We start from the raw sequence: 20,954 nt of genomic DNA, 5'->3' as shown, positions 1-20,954 counted from the left end.
TCATGCCGTCCGACGAACGAAGATCGGCGCCGTCGTCGGACCCCGACCTGCCGCACGACCACGGTGTCAACGATGTGCGCCTGATCCGCATTCCCGCGCGTACCGCACCGGAGGCCGACGGGGCGACGCGTGTCATGGCGGTATCGACGCCCACCGCCGCGGGCGACGAGGCCGAGCCGCCGGATCCGCGCGGCGCAGACCGCCCGGATCCGCGGGAGAACCGCGGCCCCGGCCCGGCGATTCCGACGCCTCCCCGCGAGCCGTCGGTGAACAATCGGCCCACTCCGCCGCCGTCGCAGAACCGGCTTACCCCGCCGCCCGCGCCACAGCGGCCGATCCCGCCCCTGGGCGCCCGGCCGCCGCAGACCGCCTCGGCGGAACCCCGGTCGTCGGCCCGGCCCACTCCACCGTCGGCTCGTCCGGTTACGCCGCCTCCGGCACGTTCGGTCGCACCGCTTCCGCCGCGTCCGGTGCGACGGCCTCCGGTGCCCGCCGCACGTCCGGCCGTGGAACGCCCGCCGACCCGGGTGGCGACCCCGGCAGCGGCGCTCGCTGTGCCCGCACTCCCGGACCCGGTCGCCGCGCCGCCGGTTCCCGTCGCTCCGCCGCCGATTCCGGTCGCGATGCCGTATTCGCTAGCCGATCCGTGGGGGCAGGGGCGGGCGATCGAGACGGCGCTGAAACGTCCGTGGCAGACGACCTTCCTCGCCTGGTGGTGCATCATCGGCGCCGTCGTCGGGGTCCTGACGAGCGTCGCACTTCTCGTGCTGACGATCACCGGTGCGTCGTACTGGTACGACTACGCCTACTACGACTCGTGGCTGGCCGGCTGGGGCACGGTCGTGATGGTGCTCGACATCATCGCCCTGGTGACCACCGGACTTCAGCTGTGGGCGGGTCTCCTGCTGCTGCGTGGCTCGCGCGGGGCGTACATCTACTTCACGGTGATCACGATCATCAACCTGGTCACGGTGGGTATCGCGCTGGTGCTCTTGGTCGTGCTCCTCGTGCTGTCCGGTCTCGTCTTGTTCACGGCGGCCGACGGTACGGGCGGTGGCGGTGGCGTGGGACCGAGCGTGGTCCTCGTCGTGGTCTTCCTGGCGCTCGTCCTCGTGGTGCCGATCTTCTTCTCGTATCTGTTGTGGAACCGGAGGACGCGGGAGTATTTCAGTCCGCAGAGCGTGCGGATCCGCGAGCAGTACCGGGACGGGCGCTGACCGGCCGGCGGCGCCCGCCTCTACGCTGACACGAGTGAGCTTCTGGGAGCGGGTGCGTGCGGCCCCCGAACCGGCGGTGCCGGTCGAGACCGATCCGCGTGCACGCCGGGCGCTGATCATCGAGCTGGTGATCGTCGGGACGCTCACCTTCGGCTTCTCCGCGCTGTCCGCTCTCCTCGACCTGCTCGACACTCAGCTGCGCGGCGGGATCGGCGGTACCACCGTCGCGCTGAATCCGAGCGCGTCGACCGTCGGCGTGATCGACTTCCTGGAGCAGCTGATGCGCGCCGGGCGGCTGCTGGCGATCGGCGCGCTCGGCGTCTACCTGCTGTGGCGCGGCGGGATCGCGCTCGGCAAGGTGGGACTGACCCGGCCGGCCCGGCGCGACGTGCCGCCCGGCCTGGCCCTGGCCGCGCTGATCGGGCTGCCCGGACTGGGACTGGTCGCCGTGGCCCGGGCGCTCGGGATCAACGCGCAGCTGGTTGCGAGTTCGACGGACGGACCCTGGTGGCAGTACCTCACGCTGGTGCTGGTCGCGATCGGGAACGCGTGGGCCGAGGAGGTGATCGTGGTCGCCTATTTCCTGGTGCGGCTGCGCCAGCTCGGCCTCGGCCCGAACGGATCGCTGGCGTGCAGCGCGATCCTGCGCGGCGGCTATCACCTGTACCAGGGCTTCGGCGCGGGTCTGGGCAACGTGGTGATGGGCCTGGTCTTCGGCCGCTGGTATCAGGCCACCGCGCGGGTGTGGCCGCTGGTGATCGCCCACGCGGTGATCGACGTGGTCGCCTTCGTCGGCTACGCCCTGCTCGCCCCGCACCTCGGCTGGCTCACCGGCTGAGCACGACCGTACCGTGACGTAGATTCCGCGGCCGGTGATCCGACCGGGTACCGACCTGGACGGATGCCGACTCCGGCGAACCGGGCCCGGGAACTACGTCACAGTACGGTCAGCTCGAACCGGGCTTGCCTTTGAAACGGTCTCGCTCCCCGGCCGACGGGTGGTCCCTGGGCGGAGTCGTGGGGCTCACGCGGCGTGGGCGTGACCTGCTCAGTTGCGTGGGGGCTCAACCGGCTCTCAAGCGGTGTGCGGGCCCGATCGGTGGTTCCCGATCGGAGTCGATGGGCTCGGGTGGCGTGACCTCGACCTGCTCAGGTGCGTGCGGGTTCAATCGGCTCTCAAAGCGTGTGCGGGACCGACCCAGTGGTTCCCGCGCGGAGGTGAAAGGTTTCAGGTCGGGGCGCGGCCGGTCCGGCGACGGCGTGAGCCTTAGGTGAGAGGCTCGATGTGGCGGCTCCGCCTCGGGAGGCAGTGCTGGAGTGAGGTGTCGCGGATCTTGCCGGGGTCGAAATCTGTCGCGGATATGTCGACGGATCCGACAGGATGCGCGACGTCTGTCCGCTGGCGGCAAGATCCGCGACAGGTCGAGATCGGGTAGGCGGGCCGGTCGGGTCTGGGGCGTGCCTTCGGAACGGTCTCGCCTTACGGCCCGACCGCTGGACTCTGCGCGATGTGGGCTCGACCAGCCCGGCAGGCGGCGGGCCCGACCAGGCAGTCGGGCCCGCCGCGCCGCGGCGGAATCGCTACAGCTTGGCCGCGGCGGCCGCCAGCTTCGGGGTGATCTCGTCCAGCGAGAACTTCAGCGACACCGGGGTGCCGGCGGCGAGACCCTTGTTGGCGGGGTCGTCCTCGGGGATCTCCACGGCGCGGCCGTCACGCACGACGGCCAGCGAGTTCAGGCGGGCGTCGTTCTGCAGATCGCTGAACGGCAGGCTGATGGTGGAGAACAGGGCGACGTCGGCGTTGAGGTCGCCCACTCGCTCCACCGGGACGCTGGCGAAGAAGCCGGAGCTCGCCAGCTTGGTGACCGGCGGGTTCTGGACCAGACCGAGACCGGCGAAGATGTCGAAGCGGGCGTCGCCGGCGAGGTAGGCGCCGTACGCGGTGCCGTACTTCACCGCGTTCACGAAGGTCTTGCCGTTCAGCGCGGGGTTGGCGGCCTTCAGACGGTTCGAGGTGGCCTCGGTGTCCGCGATCAGCTTGTCGGCGGCATCCGACTTCCCGAGCGCCTTGCCGATCAGCGCGGTCTGGGTCTTCCAGTTCACCGCAAAGTCGGCGCTGCCCTTCGGGGCGGTGACGACCGGCGCGATCTTGGCCAGCCGGTCGGTGACCTTGGGGTCGTCCTTGGCCCGCACGTTGAGGATCAGATCGGGCTTGAGCTCCTCGATCTGCTGGTAGTTGAAGGCGCCCTGGCTCTGCGCCGACAGCAGCGTCGGGGTCACGTCGCCGAACTTGGCGGCGTCCCACGAGCCGACGCCCTTGGTCTCCGGGCCGAAGGCCATCCAGTCGTAGAGTGCGACGGGCTTCACCCCGAGTTCGAGGGCGATGCCGCCGTCGGACCAGCCGAGGGCCACCACGCGGGGATTGTCCGGGAGGGAGAACCCCGGATTGGCCGACGGGTCGTTGTAGACGTCCTTCGAGCCGTCGTCGTCGGTCTTGACGCAGGCGGTGAGTGCGAGGAGGAGTGCTGCCAGGAGGCCGAGGAGCGCTCCGAGACGCCGTTTCGACATGGTGGGTCCTTTCCTTGGGGGATTCAGTTGTCTTGGGTGGCAAGAAGATTCGCGGTGTCACCGGGCAGTGAACGGAAGTCGACGGGGCTCTCGGCGAGCGGCACGACCATCGGCGTGCCGGTCTCCGGATCGGGCAGCACTTGCGAGCGGACACCGAAGACGCGCTCGACGAGCGCGGCGTCGAGGATGTCGGCGGGCGCCCCGCTGGCGATGATCGCGCCGCTGCGCATCGCGATCAGGTGGGTGCCGAAGCGAGCCGCCTGGTTGAGGTCGTGCAGGACCGCGACCAGTGTCTTACCGGCCGCGTTGAGCTCCGCGCAGAGTTGCAGCACTTCCAGCTGGTGGGCCAGATCGAGGTAGGTCGTCGGCTCGTCGAGCAGCAGGATCGGGGTCTCCTGGGCGAGCGCCATCGCGATCCAGACGCGTTGCCGCTGACCGCCGGACAGCGCCTCGACGGTGCGGGTCGACAGCTCGGTCAGCCGGGTCGCGGCGAGCGCCTGGTCGACGGCGCGCTGGTCGTCGTCGGTCCACTGCTGGAACATCGACTGGTAGGGGAAGCGGCCGCGTGACACCAGGTCGATCACCGTGATGCCCTCGGGTGCGAGGGACTGCTGCGGCAGCAGACCGATCTCCCGGGCGAAGGCCTTGCCTTTGAACGAGCCCACCGGGCGCCCGTCGAGCAGCACTTCGCCGGCGGCCGGTTTGAGCAGCCGGGAGAGCGAACGGAGCAGCGTCGACTTGCCGCACGCGTTGGGTCCGACGATCACCGTGAACGAGCCGTCCGGGATCACCGCGTCGAGGTTCTCGATGATGACGCGGTCGCCGTAGCCGACGCGCAGCCCGGAGACGGTGAGCCGGGCCGGGGTCGACGGGTTCGCGGACGGGCTCGCGGGTGGCTGGGCGGGCGGATTCACAGTCGGGCCTTTCGTGCCTGGGCCATGAGGAGGAACAGCAGGTAGACGCCGCCGAGCGCGGTGGTCACCACACCCACCGGCAACTGAGTGGTGGGGGCCAGCACGGTGCGGGCGATGGCATCGCTGGACACCAGCAGGGTGGCCCCGACGGCCGCCGAGGTGACCAGCGGGATACCGGCGCTCGGGGTGAGCCGCGCGGCCAGCTGCGGGGCGACCAGGGCGACGAAGGCGATGGGGCCGGCGACCGAGGTGGTCGCCGCGGCGAAGCCGACACCCACGACCAGCAGCAGTAGTTCGGTGCGTCCGGTGTCGACGCCCTTGCTCTGTGCCGAGTCGGCGCCGAGCTCGAACATCCGCATCCGGGGCGTCACGACGGCGAGCACGGGAAGCAGGATCGCCAGGACGACGAACACCGGAACGGTCTCGCTCATGGTCAGATCGCGCAGGTTGCCCATGCCCCAGGCCGCCGCCGACCCGGCGTTCTGTACGTCGGCGGTGGCGACCAGGTAGCCGTTGAACGAGACCAGCATCGCCGAGATGCCGATGCCGACGACGATGAACCGGTAGTTCCCGGTGCCGCCGCGCATGCCGAGGAAGTAGACGGCGACGCCGGTGGCCAGACACCCGATCAGCGCGCCGACCGTGGTCCCGGCGCTGCCCAGCCCGAAGACCAGCATGGCCACCAGCGCGCCGGTGTAGGCGCCGGTGGTGAAGCCGATGATGTCGGGGCTGCCGAGGGGATTGCGGGTGACGGTCTGGAAGATCGCACCGGACAGTGCGAGGGAGATGCCGCCGAGCACCGCGACGATCACCGCGGGCGCGGCGGCGACCACGCGATCGGCCGCCGATCCGCTCTGCAGGCCCGCGAGCACGCGGAAGATCTCGCCGAGGCCGAGGTTCGGCGACGACGTGGTCGAGATCCCCAGCGACCAGAGCGCGATCAGTGCGGTCGCGACCACCAGCACGACGGTCACCGCGGTGGCGAGCAGATCGATCTTGAGGCTGACCGGGCCGAGCCGGAGGAACCGGATGCGGCGCGGCCAGGGCGCCGGGGGCGGGGCGGTGGTCTCGACTTCGCTCGACCGGCGTGGGGAGCTCGACCGGCTTCGGGAGGTCGTCACAGGCTCGGCCCCTGATCCTTGCGGGCGAGCCAGATCAGGACGGGCGCACCGAGGAACGCGGTCACCATGCCGACCGGAAGCTCGCTCGGGGTGGCGACCCGGGCGATGAGATCCGAGGCGACCATGATGATCGGGCCGCCGATCATCGACACCGGCACCACCCAGCGGTTGTCCGGGCCGAGCAGCATGCGCACGGCGTGCGGCACCATCAGCCCGACGAAGGTGATCGGCCCGACGGCGGCGGTCGCCGCGCCGCAGAGCAGGGTGACGGCCACGAAGCCGATCGCGCGGACGGCGGTGACCGGGACACCGAGGGCACTGGCACGATCGTCGCCCAGCGCCAGCGCGTTGAGATAGCCGACGAGGGCCACCGAGACGACGAGACCGGCGAGCACCGGGATCCAGGCGATCGTCAGCTGATCCCAGCCGCGGCCGTCGAGCGTGCCGATCAGCAGGCCCCGGATGGCGTCGAACGTGCTCGGATGGATCATCGTCAGCGCGAAGGCGAGTCCGCTCAGCATGGCGGCGAGTGCGACGCCGGTGAGCACCAGCTTGGCCGGACTGGCGCCTCCGGGTCCGCGGGAGCCCACGAAGTAGACCAGGCCCGACGCGGCGAACGCGCCGAGCAGCGCCCACCACGTGTAGCTCGCACCCGCCGCGCCGAAGGCGACCGAGCCGACCACCATGGCGAAGTAGGCGCCGGCGTTGACGCCGAGGATGCCGGGGTCGGCGAGCGGGTTGCGGGTCAGTCCCTGCATCACGGCACCGGCCACGCCGAGGGCGGCGCCGACGACCGCGCAGAGCAGGGTGCGTGGCACGCGGTCGTCGCGGATGATGATGACGTCGGTCGGATCACCGTGTCCCCACAGCGCGTTCCAGGCCTGACCCGCGGTGATGTCGCCGCTGCCGACGAAGAGCCCGACCAGCAGCAGGAGTACGAGGAGGGCGAGCAGGCCGCCGATCACGGTGGCGCGGGTCAGCGCCCCGCGGCGCGGCGCCCGATCCGGTGGGGCGGGCGCCGGGGCAGGAGCGACTGCTTGGGTCACGTCGTCCCTTCTGTGTCGAGGGACCCGCGGCCCCACTATTTCAGTGAGCCTAGCCTTACTCGGGGTGGGGAGGGAATGGTTCGGCGGTGTGTCCGCGGCCCGGGGATTAGGGTCGGCGGCATGGAGGAAGTGCGGCTCAGCGAACACGTCGTGGTACTTCGAGGCAGCGGCGGTGGCGCGTACCCGCACGGCAATCCGCTCCGGGTCACCGGCGGCCAGACGACGGTCCAGCTCGATTCGTCACTGGACTGCACCCGGTGGCCGGCCGATCTGCTGCTCCTCAGCCACTACCACGAGGATCACGTGGTCGGCCTGGGCGAGACCGATGTCCCGGTCGCGGTCCACCACCGGGACCTGCCCGCCGTGGCCGACTGGGACACCTTCCGCCGCTACATGAACGTGCCCGACGGTCTTGTCGGCGACGAGCTGCGACGGGAATTCCGCTGGTCCCCGCTCACCCGGGCCACCGCGTTCGACGACGACGAGGTGATCGACGTCGGCGGCGGCGTGACCATTCGCGTGGTGCCGCTGCCGGGTCACACCGGCGGCCACTGCGGGTTCTTCATCGAACCGGACGGGGTGTTCTTCCTCGCCGACGTCGATCTGATGTCGTTCGGGCCGGTCTACGCCGACCTCGATTCGCGGTTGCCCGAGGTGCGGGCGTCGCTGGCCAGATGTGCCGAGATCGACGCGGCCGTCTACGCGACCTTCCACCACAAGGGCCCGTACCTCGATCGGGCGGACTACCTGCGGGATCTGGCCGCGCACACCGCGGCGCTCGGCGCCCGCGAGGACCGTATCCGGGCACTGCTCGACGAGGGTCACACGACGGCCGGGGAGATGCTGGGCCGCGGCGTCGTGTACCGGGTCGGGGGCCGTCGTCCCTGGTACGCCGACGCGGTCGAGGAGGCCACGATCGAGCGGCACCTCGCCGAGATGAGCTGAGCCGGGGCGTCCGGTTCGCGCGGTTGGTAGGTTGAAGCCCGATTCGCCGGGATGTTCGGTCGCGCCGTCCCGGCAGTGAGGAGCCGTACCGTGTCGTTTCCCGCTGGACCGGGGTGGTCGTACGGCCCGCCGGGACCGATGCCGCGCGGACCGATCCCACCGGTACCGCCGTCGCCGGGCCCGCTGCGGCGGCTCGATGTGGCCGGCTCGCCCAAGCTTCAGCTGGTGCTCGGAATCGTGACGGCCGCGCTGGGCGTGCTGCTGATCCTGCTGCCGCTGGGCAGCTGGTTCGACGGTGAGCTGATCTCCAAAGACACCGACGACCGCGGCACCGTCTCGATCTCGGTCAGTGGCTGGGGCTCGGCCACCGCCGAGATCACCGGCACCTCCGACAGCCGGGAGCGGTTGCGGGAAGACCAGGCCGAAATCCGGTCGGCGCTCGAGAGCTGGTCGGGCGCGGCCCCCGGCGTCACGCTGCTGGTGCTGGGGCTGGTGGTCGTCGCGGCGGGCGGACTGATCGCGTGGGGCCTGCGGCCGGCGATCGCCACGCTGATCGGCGGGGCCGCCGGTGTGAGTGTGCTGATCGCGACCGCGGTGTTCATGTCCGACCCGGCCGGGGCGGTCGCCGTACAGCCGTTTCCCGGCACCGCCGTGGTGGATCGGGGTGACGCATCGACGTACGCGGACTACGTCACGCCGACGAAGGCCGTCGGGGAGGCCGACGACGTGCTCAGGCGCAACATGTACGTCGATCAGAGCGCTGGCTGGGCGCTGATCCTCGCGCTGATCGTGTCGCTGGCGCTGCTCGCGGTGGCCGGATACGCGCTGTACAACGGGGTCTTCGCCCGTCCGCGCGCGCAGGCTCCGGTACCGCCCGTCCCCGGCGGATTCGGCGGATACGGGCCGGGCGTGACGATGCCGGGTGCGCCGCTGCCCGGAACGACGATGCCGGGCGCGCCCCGCCCGTGGGCGCCCCCGCCGACGGGGCAGTACCCGCCGACCGGGCAGTACCCGCCGACGGGGCGGTATCCGTCGCCGCGCTCGCCGGGCGGCGTGACCCCGCCGCCGGGCTGGGGTCCGATGCCCCCGGGCCGGGGCTGACCAGGTGCCGCGGGGCCGCGCTGATCCGGCCCGGTTCCGGAGGAACAGCGAGACGAGTTCGATGCTCGCGGAATGGTGCGCGGAGGAGTAAACCGGGCATATGCGGAGATACGTGGCGGTGCTGGCGGCCGGAGCGAGTGCGACGGTGCTGTTGGCCGGCTGCGGTGACGACGATGGGCGATCGAGCCAGGCCAGCGGTTCGCCGGTGGCTCCGGTGTCCACCGCGACCACGACCCGCACCGTCACGAGCGTCGAGACCCTGACGTCGACGGTGGGGGAGCCGGTGCCGACCGGCGCGCTGCCGCAATCCCGGGCGGCCTCCGGCGATGCCCGGCTCTCGGTGACCGATGTCCGGGTGGGACGTCATGACGGTTTCGATCGCGTGGTCTTCGAACTCGGTGGTCGTGGCACGCCGGGGTGGCGGGCGTCGTTCACCGACGACCCGCGCCGGCCCGGAAGCGGCGACCCCGTCGAGGTGCCCGGAAAGACCGTGATCGCGCTGACGATCCTCGGTCTGGGCTACCCGGCCGACACCGGTGTTCCCGCGTACGCCGGGCCGAATCCGGTCACCGGCACCGGCGGAATCACCCGCGTCACGTTGACCGGGGTCTTCGAGGGGCAGGCCGACGCGTTCATCGGGGTGGCCGCGGACCGCCCGGGGGTGCGGATCACCACGCTGAGCGGCCCCGCGCGGCTCGTCGTCGACATCGCTCGCTGAGATCCGGCCGCACCGCCGGCCGGTGCGGCAGGAGCGGTCAGGCCGCGTCGCCGGGCGGCGTCACCCCGCCAGCGGGATGGAACCCGCTGCCCCCGAACGTCGGCTGAGTGGGCCGGCGTGATCTGTCGCGGACCTTGTCGGGCCGAAATCGGTAGCGACTTGGACGGTGGATCCGGCAAGATCCGCGACGTCTGCTGACCGGCGACAGTATCCGCGACATTTCGCGGCCGGGCGGGTCGCCTTCGCTCGGGGACCGGCTGAAAGGGTCGTTTCGACACGGACGGCCCTAGCGGGCCGCCCGGCTCAACGGGCTGCGGGGGGCGGCCGGCCCGGCTCAACGGGCTGTGGAGGCGGGCCCCCGGCTCAAGGGGCTGTGGAGGCGGGCCGGTCCGGCTCAGCGGGCGGTGGGGGCTGGTTGCCGGGCTCAACGGGCTGCGGAGGCGGGCCGCCCTGCTTAGCGGGTGTTGGGGGGCTGGTTGCCGGGTTCAACGGGCTGCGGGGGCGGCCGCCCGGCTCAGCGGGTGGTGGGGGCTGGTTGCCGGGCTCAACGGGTGGGGGCTGGTTGTCGCGCTCAGCCTGGTGGTGGGGCTGGGTCGCGGGGTGGTGGGGCCGGCCGGTTCGCCGGGATCACCGGGTTGGGGGCGCGTGGACGACACCCTCGGCACAAGCGGCGGCCACCTCGTCGTCCGAGAGGCCTGCGGCGGACAGGATGGAGCGGGTGTGCTGACCGAGGGCGGGCACGTCGCGCATCGGGGCTTCGTGGTCGGCGAAGGTGGCCGGCGGGAGGAGCGCGTCCACCTCGGCGTTCTCCGTGCGGATCCGGCGCCAGCGGTCGCGCGCAGTCAGCTGCGGGTGGCCGGCGGCCGCTCCGACGTCGCGGATCTCGGCGGCGGGGACACCGGCCCGCGCGAGGCGCGCGGAGAGGTCGTCGGCGGTGAATCGCACGGTCAGCCCGGCGACCACCTCGTCGCATTCGGCACGATGCGCGACGCGGTCGACGTTGGTGGCGAAGCGGGGGTCGTCGACCAGGTCGGGCCGCGAGAACACCTCGGTCATCAGGGCGCGCCAGCCGTTGTCGCTCTGGATACCGATCAGGATCTCGCCGTCGGAGGTCGGATACGAGTCGTACGGTGCGATCGACACGTGGCCGACGCCTGTCCGCGGCGGCTGCCGGCCGGTGTAGAGCTGCGAATACATCGGGTAGCCCATCCACTCGAAGGTGGACTCGAACATCGAGACCTCGATCTCGGCGCCCTCCCCGGTGCGCTCGCGCCGCAGCAGGGCGGCGAGCACCGCCTGTGCGCAGTACATGCCGGACGCGATGTCGGAGGTCGGGATACCGGTCTTCACCGCGTGGTCGGCGGTGCCGGTGATGGAGATCAGCCCGGCCTCGGCCTGGACCAGCATGTCGTACGCCTTGCGCCGTTCGTAGGGTCCGCCGCTGCCGTAGCCCGACAGATTCACGACGATCAGCCCGGGGTGCGCATCGCGGAGCCGGGCCGCACCCAGTCCCAGACGGCCGGCCGCGCCGGGCGCCAGATTCTGGACGAAGACGTCGGCGTCGTCGATCAGCCGCCGGACGATCGCTCGCCCGCGGTCCGATTTGAGGTCGACGGCCAGCGACTCCTTGCCGCGGTTGAGCCACACGAAGTGCGCGGCCGTGCCCTCGACGAAGTGGTCATAGCCGCGGGCCAGGTCGCCGCCGTCGGTCCGCTCCACCTTGATCACCCGTGCGCCGAGGTCGGCGAGCTGCCGTGTCGCCAGGGGTGCGGCCACCGCCTGTTCGACCGAGACGACCGTGTAACCGGAGAGCGGGAAGCTCATCAGCTGGTGGCGGGCTCGCCGGCCTTCTCGGCGCGCAGTTCGTGGCCCTTCGAGGTGAGGCAGCGCCCGGAATTGAGGTCCCACTCCCAGCCGTGCAGGTTGCAGGTGAGCTTGCCCGCCTCGACCACACCGAACTTGCCGAGGTCGGCCTTGAGGTGCGGACAGCGGCGCTGGATCACCCAGCCGTCGAGTTCGACGGACGCGTCGTCGTCGTGCGCCTCGGAGAACCAGCCGTCCGCGTACGCGATCCGCTCGTCGGTGAGGCACTTGAAGAAGGTGTAGAGGTACTCGTTGTAACCGCCGATCCGCCAGGTGGTGAAGCGGGTCGAGAGGAAGATGGTGTTGACCCAGTCCGGTTCGTTGTCGCGCAGGACGGTGCGGACCAGTTCGGGCGCGATCCGGAAGCCGTAGCGGTACTTGCCGTCGCCGTCCTGCTTCATCCGGACCTCCCGGTTCGGGAAATCGAGGACGAACGTCTCGTCGCCCACCACGAGCCCGACCGGGTAGCCGATGCCGTCGCAGATCAGGTCCGACTGCGCCATGATCGGCTCGAACAGCTCCTTGAGCTGCGGCAGCAGCGGATCGCCGGCGGCCGGGGCCCAGGTGGCCTTCTCCGCCGCGATGATCGGCGCGAACTTCTCCTTCATGCGGTCCAGATACGGCTTCTTGTTCTCGCCGAAGACCTGCTCCGGCGGGTAAGGGTGCTCGATCTCGTCGAGCGCGGACCCGGTGAACGTCGCCGTCGACCCGGACACCATCATCAGGCCGCGGTGCCGCTCACCGTCGTCGGTGCCGTGCGTCGTCATCTGCTCCAGGAATTCGGCCTGGTCCGGGAAGATCGACGCCTGGTCGGCCTCGCTGCCGGTGTTGAAGTCGTTGACGCCGTACAGGTCGTCGTCCAGGAACATCGGCGGACCCGCCGACGGAACCACCCAGGTGGCGCCGACCTGCTCGATGTAGCTGCGTGCCCGGTCCATGCCGCGCTGGCGCTTCTGCTTGGCGAAGTTGGCCTTCGACTTGCGCGGGATGTCGTAGACCATCGGGTACCAGATGGCGCCGGAGTACTGCAGCAGGTGCACATCGACGTGCCCGAACTCCTCCTTGACCACGTCGAGGTCGACGGGGCGGGCGTCGTTCATGTTGAAGACGACGGTCTCGCCGTCGTCGATCAGGATGCCGGAGTCGCCGATCGGGCCGTCGGCCGGCGCACGCAGGGCGATGATCATGACGTCCAGGTCGCCCTTGGGGCCGGAGACGGTGTGCTTCACCGAATCCTGGGTCTCCACGAACTTGGTGAAGCCGAGGCGTTCGAGGTCGCGCTTCAGGTCCGGCACCGGGTAGTCGGGCAGCAGAACGGTGGCGTTCTTGTTGACGTTCTCGATCAGGTTCTGCTCGTCGTAGTGATCCCGATGCAGGTGAGAAACGTACAGGTAGTCGCAGTCGCCGAGGGCCTTCCAGTCCAGTTCGGTGTTGTCCGGGAAGGGGATCCACGACGCGAAGTACGCGGGGTTGACCCACGGGTCGCAGAGGATCGACCCGGCCGCGGTCTCGATGTGGAAGCCGGCGTGGCCGATGGAGGTGATCTGCACGGGCTGCGACCTTTCGGGGGTAGAACAAGGGCTGTATCCACCAGCCTATCGGGGCCGCCGACGGCAGCGCTTGGGCCTTAAGCAGTGTTGCGAAACTCGATATCCGGCGGACGAGTGATCCTCGACTCGGCGGTGCCGGGCCCGCGGGAGTGTGCGGTTCACGGCGAGTGATGTCGACCGCTGCTACCGTCGGGCCCCGACGAATCAGAATCGTCCCGGTGGGCGACGAAGAAGTGAGGGCGCAATGAACTGGGCAGATACGGCGCTCGACCGATCGATCGTGCTGGGCTACTCGCAGATCGGGTACCGGTTGAGGGCGTCGCGGTGGTCTGATGACGATCCGCAGGCAGGCGCACTGGCCGACCGGACTGTGATCGTGACCGGCGCGACGTCGGGCATCGGCGCGGCGATCGCCGGGAGGGTGGCGGATCTCGGCGGCGAGGTGGTTCTGGTCGGGCGTAACCAGGAGCGCGCCGACCGGGTACGGGCGGGGATCATCGACCGCAACCCGGCCGCGATGGTCCGCATCGAGATCGGCGACGTCTCCGATCTCGGCCAGGTTCGTGATCTGGCCGGCCGGCTCGCGCAGCACCGGGTCGACGCGTTGGTGCACAACGCCGGCGTGCTGCCACCTGAACGCACCGAGTCTGCTGACGGCCACGAATCGTCGCTCGCGACGCATGTCCTGGGGCCGATCCTGCTCACTGATCTGCTCGCGCCGCAGCTCGCCGAGAGCCCGGATGCACGGGTGATCTTCATGTCTTCGGGCGGGATGTACACCGCGGAACTGCCGGTGAACGACATCGAATACCACTCCGGCCAGTACCGGGGCGCGCGCGCATATGCACGCTCAAAACGGATCCAGACCGCGCTGCTGCCGATCGTCGCGCGGCGCTGGGCCCCCGCGGGCGTGTTTGTGGCCGGTCTGCATCCCGGCTGGGTGGACACTCCCGGCGTCAGCGATTCGTTGCCGAGATTCGGGCGGGTGATGGGCCCACTGCTCCGCAGCGCCGAGCAGGGCGCCGATACCGCGGTGTGGCTCTTGGCCACCAGCCCCGTCCCGCCCAGCGGCCAGTTCTGGCATGACCGTCGTTCCCGCCCGCTGCACTACCTGAAACGAACGCAATTCAGCGAGGAGGACCGGATTTCGGTGTGGCGGGACGTCAGAGTCGCCGCGGGGATGGGCAACCGATGATCCGTATGCAGCAGGTCGTGCGGTCCCCGGCCCCGGCCCCGGCGGTGTTCGACTATCTGGCGGACTTCACCAATGCTGTCCGGTGGGACCCCAACACGGTACGCGTCACTCGGCTGGCCGGCGCCGGCGAGGTCGGCACGGTGTACCGCGTGGTCAGCACGTTCGCCGGCCGCAGCACCGAACTCGACTACCGGCTGACCGACCGCGAGCCCCTCGCGCTGATCCGTCTGCGCGGCGAGAAGAAGTCGGTGACCGCCGTCGACACCATCGCGGTGACCGCGGTCGATTCCGGTACCGAGGTTTGCTACACGGTTGAGTTCGACTTTCACGGAGTGCTCGGATTAGCCGAACCACTCCTGCGGCCCGCCGTCCGGAGCCTGCTGCGCGCGGGGGCCGACGGGCTGGGCCGCCAGTTGGCTGAACTCGCCTGAACGACGCTCCGCGTCGCGTGGCGGAAAACCTCTTCGGTTCCGAAAACCATCCACTTCGGCGATGGCTCCGAATGACCGATGTCACTGCACAGAGCGTCGACTATCGAGTCGGTGCTGACGACGAAGGGGATTTCCATGAAGCGTACGGGTAAGACGATGACTGCCAAGGTTGCGGCGGCGGGTTTTGCGCTCGCTGTGGCGGCCACCATGACCGCGTGTTCCAGCAATGACTCCGACAGTGCTGCAATGTCGGAGTCGAGCGCGACCATGACGACCGCGAGCGCCGCCATGACCAGCGGGAGCGTGGACCCGGCCGCCGGACTGGTCGGTAGCGGGTGTGCGGCGTATGCGAAGCAGGTCCCCAGCGGCCCCGGCTCGATCGCGCAGATGGCGAACGAAAAGCTGGCTGTCGCCGTGTCTGGCAATCCGCAGCTGAGCACCCTGGCTGCGGCCGTATCGGGCAAGCTCAACCCCCAGGTGAACCTCGTCGACACGCTCAACGGTGGTGAGTTCACCGTCTTCGCGCCCGTCGATTCCGCGTTCGCCAAGGTCGATCCGGCCACCATCGACTCGCTCAAGACCGATGCCCCGGCGCTCACTTCGCTGCTCACCTATCACGTGGTGCCCGGTCAGGTCGGACCGAAGCAGGTCGCCGGTGAGCACACCACGGTGGAGGGGAGCAAGCTCAAAGTCACCGGAAGCGGTGACGATCTCAAGGTCAACGGAGCCAGCGTGATCTGTGGTGGCGTGAAGACCGAGAACGCGACTGTGTACCTGATCGATCAGGTTCTCATGCCGCCGGCCAGCGACAAGTAGGTCTCCGAACGACGGTGCGCTGTCCGAGAAGGGCAGCGCACCGTCTTCTCTCGTTAGGAAGATGAACCAATGCACAACTCTCGCACCACGGCCGGTCTCCTTCGTGCCGTTCTGATCGTTGTTGCCCTATCGGGCCTCGTCATCGGCGCCACCGGACGCGCCGAAGCCGCCCCGGGCGGTCCCCAGCCGGTTCCGAAGGTTGATCTGAGCCGTTACCTGGGGACCTGGCACCAGCTGGCGGCCATTCCGGCACCGTTCAATCTGGTGTGCGCACGAGATACTCGGGCACATTACTCGCTCGGCGACGGCGGTGACGTCGTCGTTCGCAACGAGTGCACGACGTGGGCAGGAACCCCGAACACGATCATCGGAACGGCGCACGTCGTCGACAAGAAGACGTCTGCGCAGTTGCGCGTCCGGTTCCCCGGGATTCCGAACCAGGGTGGCCCCGACGGCCCACCGAACTATGTGATCGTCGGTCTGGGTTCGGATTACTCTTGGGCGGTCGTCACCGATCCCAGCCGCTTGTCCGGGTTCGTGCTCTCCCGGACTCCCGCGCTGTCGGCGAAGAACTGGCGGGACGTGCGCAAGGCTATCGCCGACGCGGGTCAGTCCGATTGTCTGTATCTGACCTCGCCGACGACTGGCGGTCTCGAAGAGACCGTGCCGCTGTGCACTGAACGGAGCTGAGCGGCCGCGGGGTCACCTTTCGGCGACGGCGCGCATCCGTTCCAGGGTTCGCAGCATGTCCTGGCGGACGCGCCGTCTCCGCAAGCCTCCCAGCAACAGCCAGTACGGCTGGGCCCACCACGAGGACGTGAAGTCGAAGGTCTCCGTGACGTCGACCGAGGCTCCGTCCGGCGACGGCGTCAGCCGGTAACCCCAGCGGGTGACCGGATTGCTCGAGGAACCGACGCCGAAGGTGAACACGCGCTCGGGTTCGCATTCCAGGACGGTGCAGGTGGTCCAGTAGATGGGCCCCACTTCGTTTCGGCGGACGTGTCCGCGGAACCGTGCTCCGGCCACCGGTCCGTCAGCCTCGCCCAGCCATTGTGCTTCAAACGTCTCCGGGGAGAACTCGCCGATGCGGGTCACATCGCTGATCAGACTCCACACCGCATCGGCGGGTGCCGCGATAGTGACGGTGACTTCTTCGTGCTGCTCCATCTTTATGCCTTCCCTAGTTGGTGGCGCAGGCTCTCCCGCAGTGCGGGGCGCCGAAATCGATGGTCTGCGTGCAGGAGTACCCACGGCTGGACGCGCTGGTCGGCGAGAGCGAGTTCGCGAGCGCCCTGCTGCCCCAAAATCAGGCTCGGTCCCAGAGCGGGCACCGGCAACAGGGCCGGCCTGTGCAGCACCCGGCCGAGTGTATTCGCGTACTCGCTGCCGGTGACCGGCTCCGGTGAGCACGCGTTGACCGGTCCGGCGAGCCGGTCGTCGTACAGGGCGCGATGGTAGATGTCGATGAGGTCGTCGAGATCGATCCACGACATCGTCTGCCGTCCGTTTCCGAGTGGCCCGCCGAGCCCTGACGCGAATAGCGGCCGCTGCAGCCGCAGTACGCCGCCCAGCGGGCTCATCACGATGCCGGTCCGGACTTGCACGCAGCGCAGCCCAGCGGCGACCGCGGGAGAAGTCGCGTCCTCCCAATCGCGCACGACGTCGGCGAGAAAATCATCGCCCGCCGGATCGGTTTCGGTGAGCGTCTCGCCGGGCCGCTCATGACCGTAGAAGCCGATCGCCGAGGCGCTGACGAAGATCGACGGCCCCGCCGCATCGCCGGCGGCCACGGCGGCGAGCCGCCGAGTCGGTCCGATGCGGCTATCGCGTATCTGTGCCTTGTGTGCCGGGGTGAAACGCCCGGCTATCGGCGCTCCGGCCAGATGGACGACGGCATCGACCCCGGTCAGCAGGTCTGCGTCGGGGCACTCCGGGTTCCAGGTCCGCTCATCCGGGGCATCGGTGGGCCTCCGGACCAGGCGGATCACGCGGTGTCCACCGGTGGTGAGGAACGCGGTGAACTGCTGACCGACCATTCCCGATGCGCCGGTCACCGCGATCGTCATCGGAGTGAGTCCGGCCGCCTGCGCGTGCCGGTGCCGGGACAGATCGTCGGAAACCTGCCGGTGCCGGAACCGGAACGTCGACCGCAGCGCTGCCGCGGGAACCGCGGTATGCACGCGGTCGGTCATCCGGGTCTGGCCGCCGGGCTGGGCGGCGAACTCGTGCTCGTGCCGCCACGGGCCGGAAAGCATCGTGGGCAGGTCACGGGCGCTGTCGCTGATGCGTTCATCGACGAACCGGTGCGGCGGGTCATATCCATCTGCGCGGTGCTGTGCCCGCCAGCGCAGACCGCCGGGCAGTCCTAGGATGGCCTGCCCATCGGCCAGCGACGGGGATTCGCTGATCGCCGACATCGGCTGCCACGGGGGGAGCAGCCGGCGCAGCGCACCGGGTCTGCTGTGCCAGGCGAACACCTCCTCGCAGGGTGCGTCGACTGTGCTGGTGTGCATGATCCCCACGGCGGAGTGTCCTTTCGTCGGTGTCTGATGGGTATTCGCAGCGGTGCGCCGGCCGGACTGGTTCCGCCAAGGCCGTAGTCAGAGTCTGGCGTAGCGGGCCAGCGCGATGTCGCGCTGTTCGCCGTGATCCACGATCGGCGGTGGATACGACGCCCCCCGTGCGAAGAGGTCCGGTTGCGCCGCGAGCTTCCAGGGCCGGTGTACGGCTTTGCCGTGAATGCCTCGGAGTTCGGGTACCCAGCGGCGAACATAGTCACCCGTCGGATCGAAACGCTCTCCCTGCGTCACCGGGTTGAACACCCGGAAGTACGGGGCGGCATCGGTGCCGCAGCCCGCCGTCCACTGCCATCCGTGCTGGTTGGACGCGAGATCGCCATCGATGAGCCGGGTCATGAAATAGCGCGCGCCGCGCCACCAGGGCAGGTGCAGATCCTTGGTGAGGAAGGACGCGACGATCATGCGGAGCCGGTTGTGCATCCAGCTCTGGGCCGCGAGCTGCCGCATCCCGGCGTCGACGATCGGGTATCCGGTCCGGCCCGCGCACCAGGCGGCGAAGGCTTCGTCCGCGTCAGGTCCAGTGTCGTACTCGATCGCGTCGAACTTGGGGTTGAAGTTCCGCCGGGCCGAATCCGGGCGGTGGTGCAGCACGTCGGCGTAGAAGTCGCGCCACGCGAGTTCGTTGCGCAGGGCCGTCGAGCCCGGGTCGTCGCGGTGACGCAGGTCGTGCAGGAGGGTACGGGGATGAATGCACCCGAACTTCAGATACGGAGACAGACGGGACGTGGCGTCGCGGTCCGGGCGATCGCGGAGTTCGTGATAGTCGGTCAAGCCGCCGTTCCCCGGATCGCCCTCGTCGCGGAAGTCCGCCCACCGTTGGTGTGCCGCGGCCTCGCCCGGCTCGGGGAGGTGGGCGGTGTACGAGTTCTCGCCAAGCTTCGCTGCGACCTCATCGAACGGGACACGGCCGGGCATGTGTGAAGGATCGACCCAATTGAGGGTGCGTGCGCCGGTGACAGCGGGTGAATGCCATCCGTAGTCGAGCCACGCGCGCCGGAACGGGGTGAACACCCGGTACGGTCCACCGGTCTTCGTCAAGAGGCGCCCGGGCGACACCGCGTACGCCGAGCCGGTCCGCACCAGAGGGACCGGCCGCACCAGTGCCGAGAGGGCGTGTTCGGTCCTCTGGTCACGCGCCGCGCCATACGGACCGAAGTCTGCGCTGACATGCACCGACACGGCGTCCAGCCGCGTCGCGAGTTCGGGGATGACGCGGGCCGGGTCGCCGGCCACGACGAGAAGGCGGCCGTCGAGCTCGGCGTCCAGGGCTCGCAGGCAGCCCGCGAGGAAAGCGGCGCGGGCGGCCCCCGATGGCCGGCACAAGTTCTCGTCGAGCACAAAGACGGCCACGGAGTCCGGCGCGTGGGCCCGGGCTTCGGTCAGCATCGGAAGATCCGATAGCCGCAGGTCCCGACGGAACCAGACGATCGACGATGGCTTCATACCACCAGTGTGCGGGACGGACCCATCCGACCGGTGAGCAGATCCGAATGACCGATGTGACTGAAGCAAAGGAACTTTATCCGGGCAGCGCTATCGCGGTGATCGGGGCCGGGGCGGCCGGACTGACTGCGGGTTATCTGCTTTCGCAGCGACACAGGGTGACCGTCTATGAGGCCGACGACCGTCTGGGCGGTCACGCGCACACTCAGGTGGTGAAGGCGCCCGACGGTGGCCGGATCGCGATCGACACTGGGTTCATCGTCCACAATGACCGGACCTATCCCACGTTGCTGAAGCTCTTCGGCCAGCTCGGTATCGCTACCGGGGAGACCGACATGTCGATGTCGGTGCGTTCGCAGGTGACGGGGCTGGAGTATGCAGGGGCACTTGGTGTCGCGGGTCTCTTCCCGACTTGGCGGAACCTCACCCGGGGCCGATTCCTGCTGATGCTCGCCGAAATCAAACGGTTCCACAAACTCGCCCAGTGGGTGCTCGACGACTCGGTCGATGATCGGACTCTCGACGAGTTCGCGACGGACTACCGGCTGTCCCGCTACTTCCAGGAGAACTTCCTGTTCCCGTTGGTGGCAGCGGTGTGGTCCTGCGACGCCGCCACCGCCAAACGCTACCCGGCGCGGTACCTGTTCACGTTCCTCGACCACCACGGGATGCTCTCGGTCTATGGTTCGCCCAGCTGGCGCACCGTGACCGGGGGGTCGGCGACGTATGTGACCGCGGTCGCCACGCACATCGAGGCGCACGGCGGCTCGATCGCGCTCTCCTCGCCGGTCTCCGCGGTGACTTCGACCGGTGCAGGCGTGGATGTCGCGACCCCGCGTGGCACGGAACACTACGACGCGGCGGTGATCGCCACGCATCCGCACCAGGCACTCGCGATGCTTGCGACACCGACGCCCGTACAGCGCGAGGTGCTCGGGCACATCGGCTATGCGCGCAAACCCGCGGTCCTGCACACCGATGAATCGCTGCTTCCCCGCGCTCGTCGTGCCCGCGCGTCGTGGAACTACCAGATTCGAGCGGACGGGTCCGATGTCGCCGTCACCTACGATCTCACGCGACTGATGCGCCTGCCGCACGGTGACGGGTCGGCCGGAATTCCGCGTTACTTGGTGACGATGGGCAGGACGGACCTGGTGGAGCCGGATCTGATCGTGGCCTCGATGAGCTACGAGCATCCGGTCTACGAACGACGATCGGTCGCCGCTCAGCGTCGGCTGCCGGAGATTGGCACCGAGACGATCGCTTTCGCCGGCGCCTACCACGGCTGGGGATTCCACGAAGACGCGGCGGCTTCCGGAGTGAACCGCACTGGGTCTGGTGGAGGCTCTGGTCATTTGATTTCAACCAGGGCCTGGGTGCCCTGCTGGGTAGCGTAGAACCTCCCTTCGAACTCGGTGGGCGGGAGGTCGTCGAGGTAGCCGTGTAG

General features: G+C 69.5%; 19 protein-coding genes. 10 read left to right on the top strand and 9 right to left on the bottom strand.

Annotation, left to right across the window (positions count from 1 at the left end):
- Positions 1-2 precede the first annotated feature (2 nt).
- Positions 3-1,217 (top strand): hypothetical protein, encoded by a 1,215-nt coding sequence (locus ACSEEN_RS13170; protein ID WP_440713415.1) that lies wholly within the window; start codon positions 3-5, stop codon positions 1,215-1,217.
- A gap of 34 nt (positions 1,218-1,251) precedes the next feature.
- Positions 1,252-2,055 (top strand): CPBP family intramembrane glutamic endopeptidase, encoded by an 804-nt coding sequence (locus ACSEEN_RS13165; RefSeq protein WP_440713414.1) that lies wholly within the window; start codon positions 1,252-1,254, stop codon positions 2,053-2,055.
- A gap of 743 nt (positions 2,056-2,798) precedes the next feature.
- Here ACSEEN_RS13165 and ACSEEN_RS13160 read toward each other — a convergent pair.
- From ACSEEN_RS13160 to ACSEEN_RS13145, 4 genes are read right to left on the bottom strand one after another with little or no spacing between them, the layout of a single operon-like run.
- A complete protein-coding gene (locus ACSEEN_RS13160) occupies positions 2,799-3,785 on the bottom strand; it encodes an ABC transporter substrate-binding protein (RefSeq protein WP_440713413.1) in 987 nt (328 codons plus the stop codon).
- Between the two features lie 23 nt (positions 3,786-3,808).
- Positions 3,809-4,699 (bottom strand): ABC transporter ATP-binding protein, encoded by an 891-nt coding sequence (locus ACSEEN_RS13155; protein ID WP_440713412.1) that lies wholly within the window; start codon positions 4,697-4,699, stop codon positions 3,809-3,811.
- On the bottom strand, positions 4,696-5,820 hold the full coding sequence (locus ACSEEN_RS13150; RefSeq protein WP_440713411.1) for a FecCD family ABC transporter permease: 1,125 nt from the start codon (positions 5,818-5,820) through the stop codon (positions 4,696-4,698). The genes ACSEEN_RS13155 and ACSEEN_RS13150 overlap by 4 nt, the downstream gene beginning before the upstream one ends.
- Positions 5,817-6,866 (bottom strand): FecCD family ABC transporter permease, encoded by a 1,050-nt coding sequence (locus tag ACSEEN_RS13145; protein WP_247865712.1) that lies wholly within the window; start codon positions 6,864-6,866, stop codon positions 5,817-5,819. The genes ACSEEN_RS13150 and ACSEEN_RS13145 overlap by 4 nt, the downstream gene beginning before the upstream one ends.
- A 120-nt stretch (positions 6,867-6,986) precedes the next feature.
- On the opposite strand from ACSEEN_RS13145, the gene ACSEEN_RS13140 reads away from it, so the two are divergent.
- The 3 genes from ACSEEN_RS13140 (at position 6,987) to ACSEEN_RS13130 (ending at position 9,630) form a co-directional block, all read left to right on the top strand.
- Positions 6,987-7,811, top strand: a complete 825-nt coding sequence (locus ACSEEN_RS13140; protein ID WP_440713410.1) for an MBL fold metallo-hydrolase — start codon at positions 6,987-6,989, stop codon at positions 7,809-7,811.
- Between the two features lie 90 nt (positions 7,812-7,901).
- The gene (locus ACSEEN_RS13135) at positions 7,902-8,912 is read left to right on the top strand and encodes a hypothetical protein (RefSeq protein ID WP_440713409.1); all 1,011 of its coding nucleotides are present in this window, start codon (positions 7,902-7,904) and stop codon (positions 8,910-8,912) included.
- A 100-nt stretch (positions 8,913-9,012) separates the two neighbouring features.
- Positions 9,013-9,630, top strand: a complete 618-nt coding sequence (locus tag ACSEEN_RS13130) for an AMIN-like domain-containing (lipo)protein (RefSeq protein ID WP_440713408.1) — start codon at positions 9,013-9,015, stop codon at positions 9,628-9,630.
- Positions 9,631-10,257: 627 nt separating this feature from the next.
- On the opposite strand, the gene ACSEEN_RS13125 is transcribed toward ACSEEN_RS13130, so the two are convergent.
- Complete coding sequence (locus ACSEEN_RS13125) at positions 10,258-11,454, bottom strand: CaiB/BaiF CoA transferase family protein (protein ID WP_440713407.1); 1,197 nt, start codon at positions 11,452-11,454, stop codon at positions 10,258-10,260.
- The gene (locus ACSEEN_RS13120) at positions 11,454-13,043 is read right to left on the bottom strand and encodes an MBL fold metallo-hydrolase (protein WP_298440879.1); all 1,590 of its coding nucleotides are present in this window, start codon (positions 13,041-13,043) and stop codon (positions 11,454-11,456) included. Before ACSEEN_RS13120 ends, ACSEEN_RS13125 begins: the two co-directional genes overlap by 1 nt.
- Positions 13,044-13,287: 244 nt before the next feature.
- Between ACSEEN_RS13120 and ACSEEN_RS13115 the strand changes: the two genes are divergently transcribed.
- The 4 genes from ACSEEN_RS13115 to ACSEEN_RS13100 all read left to right on the top strand — a co-directional run bounded on the left by ACSEEN_RS13115 (position 13,288) and on the right by ACSEEN_RS13100 (position 16,175).
- Positions 13,288-14,238: an SDR family NAD(P)-dependent oxidoreductase gene (locus ACSEEN_RS13115; RefSeq protein ID WP_298445095.1), complete on the top strand. Its 951-nt coding sequence runs from the start codon at positions 13,288-13,290 to the stop codon at positions 14,236-14,238.
- Positions 14,235-14,669 carry an SRPBCC family protein gene (locus ACSEEN_RS13110; RefSeq protein ID WP_298445097.1) on the top strand — a complete coding sequence of 145 codons (435 nt, stop codon included), beginning with the start codon at positions 14,235-14,237 and terminating at the stop codon, positions 14,667-14,669. The genes ACSEEN_RS13115 and ACSEEN_RS13110 overlap by 4 nt, the downstream gene beginning before the upstream one ends.
- Positions 14,670-14,825: 156 nt before the next feature.
- Positions 14,826-15,485, top strand: a complete 660-nt coding sequence (locus tag ACSEEN_RS13105; RefSeq protein ID WP_371308218.1) for a fasciclin domain-containing protein — start codon at positions 14,826-14,828, stop codon at positions 15,483-15,485.
- A gap of 69 nt (positions 15,486-15,554) precedes the next feature.
- Positions 15,555-16,175 carry a lipocalin family protein gene (locus ACSEEN_RS13100; protein WP_371308197.1) on the top strand — a complete coding sequence of 207 codons (621 nt, stop codon included), beginning with the start codon at positions 15,555-15,557 and terminating at the stop codon, positions 16,173-16,175.
- A gap of 12 nt (positions 16,176-16,187) precedes the next feature.
- Here ACSEEN_RS13100 and ACSEEN_RS13095 read toward each other — a convergent pair whose 3' ends face one another.
- The 3 genes from ACSEEN_RS13095 to ACSEEN_RS13085 form a co-directional block, all read right to left on the bottom strand.
- Complete coding sequence (locus ACSEEN_RS13095; RefSeq protein ID WP_298445101.1) at positions 16,188-16,652, bottom strand: SRPBCC family protein; 465 nt, start codon at positions 16,650-16,652, stop codon at positions 16,188-16,190.
- Positions 16,653-16,654: 2 nt separating this feature from the next.
- Positions 16,655-18,007 (bottom strand): TIGR01777 family oxidoreductase, encoded by a 1,353-nt coding sequence (locus ACSEEN_RS13090; RefSeq protein ID WP_298445103.1) that lies wholly within the window; start codon positions 18,005-18,007, stop codon positions 16,655-16,657.
- Positions 18,008-18,085: 78 nt separating this feature from the next.
- The gene (locus ACSEEN_RS13085; RefSeq protein ID WP_298445105.1) at positions 18,086-19,507 is read right to left on the bottom strand and encodes a cryptochrome/photolyase family protein; all 1,422 of its coding nucleotides are present in this window, start codon (positions 19,505-19,507) and stop codon (positions 18,086-18,088) included.
- Positions 19,508-19,554: 47 nt separating this feature from the next.
- Here ACSEEN_RS13085 and ACSEEN_RS13080 point away from each other — a divergent pair, with 47 nt between their 5' ends.
- Entirely contained in the window at positions 19,555-20,904 is a 1,350-nt protein-coding gene (locus tag ACSEEN_RS13080; RefSeq protein ID WP_440713406.1) for an NAD(P)/FAD-dependent oxidoreductase, read from the top strand.
- The last annotated feature ends 50 nt before the right edge of the window (positions 20,905-20,954 follow it).

It is taken from the genome of Gordonia marina (genome assembly GCF_052036135.1).
In the GTDB taxonomy this organism is placed as follows: domain Bacteria; phylum Actinomycetota; class Actinomycetes; order Mycobacteriales; family Mycobacteriaceae; genus Gordonia.
This window is presented reverse-complemented; position numbering and strand designations above follow the sequence as displayed.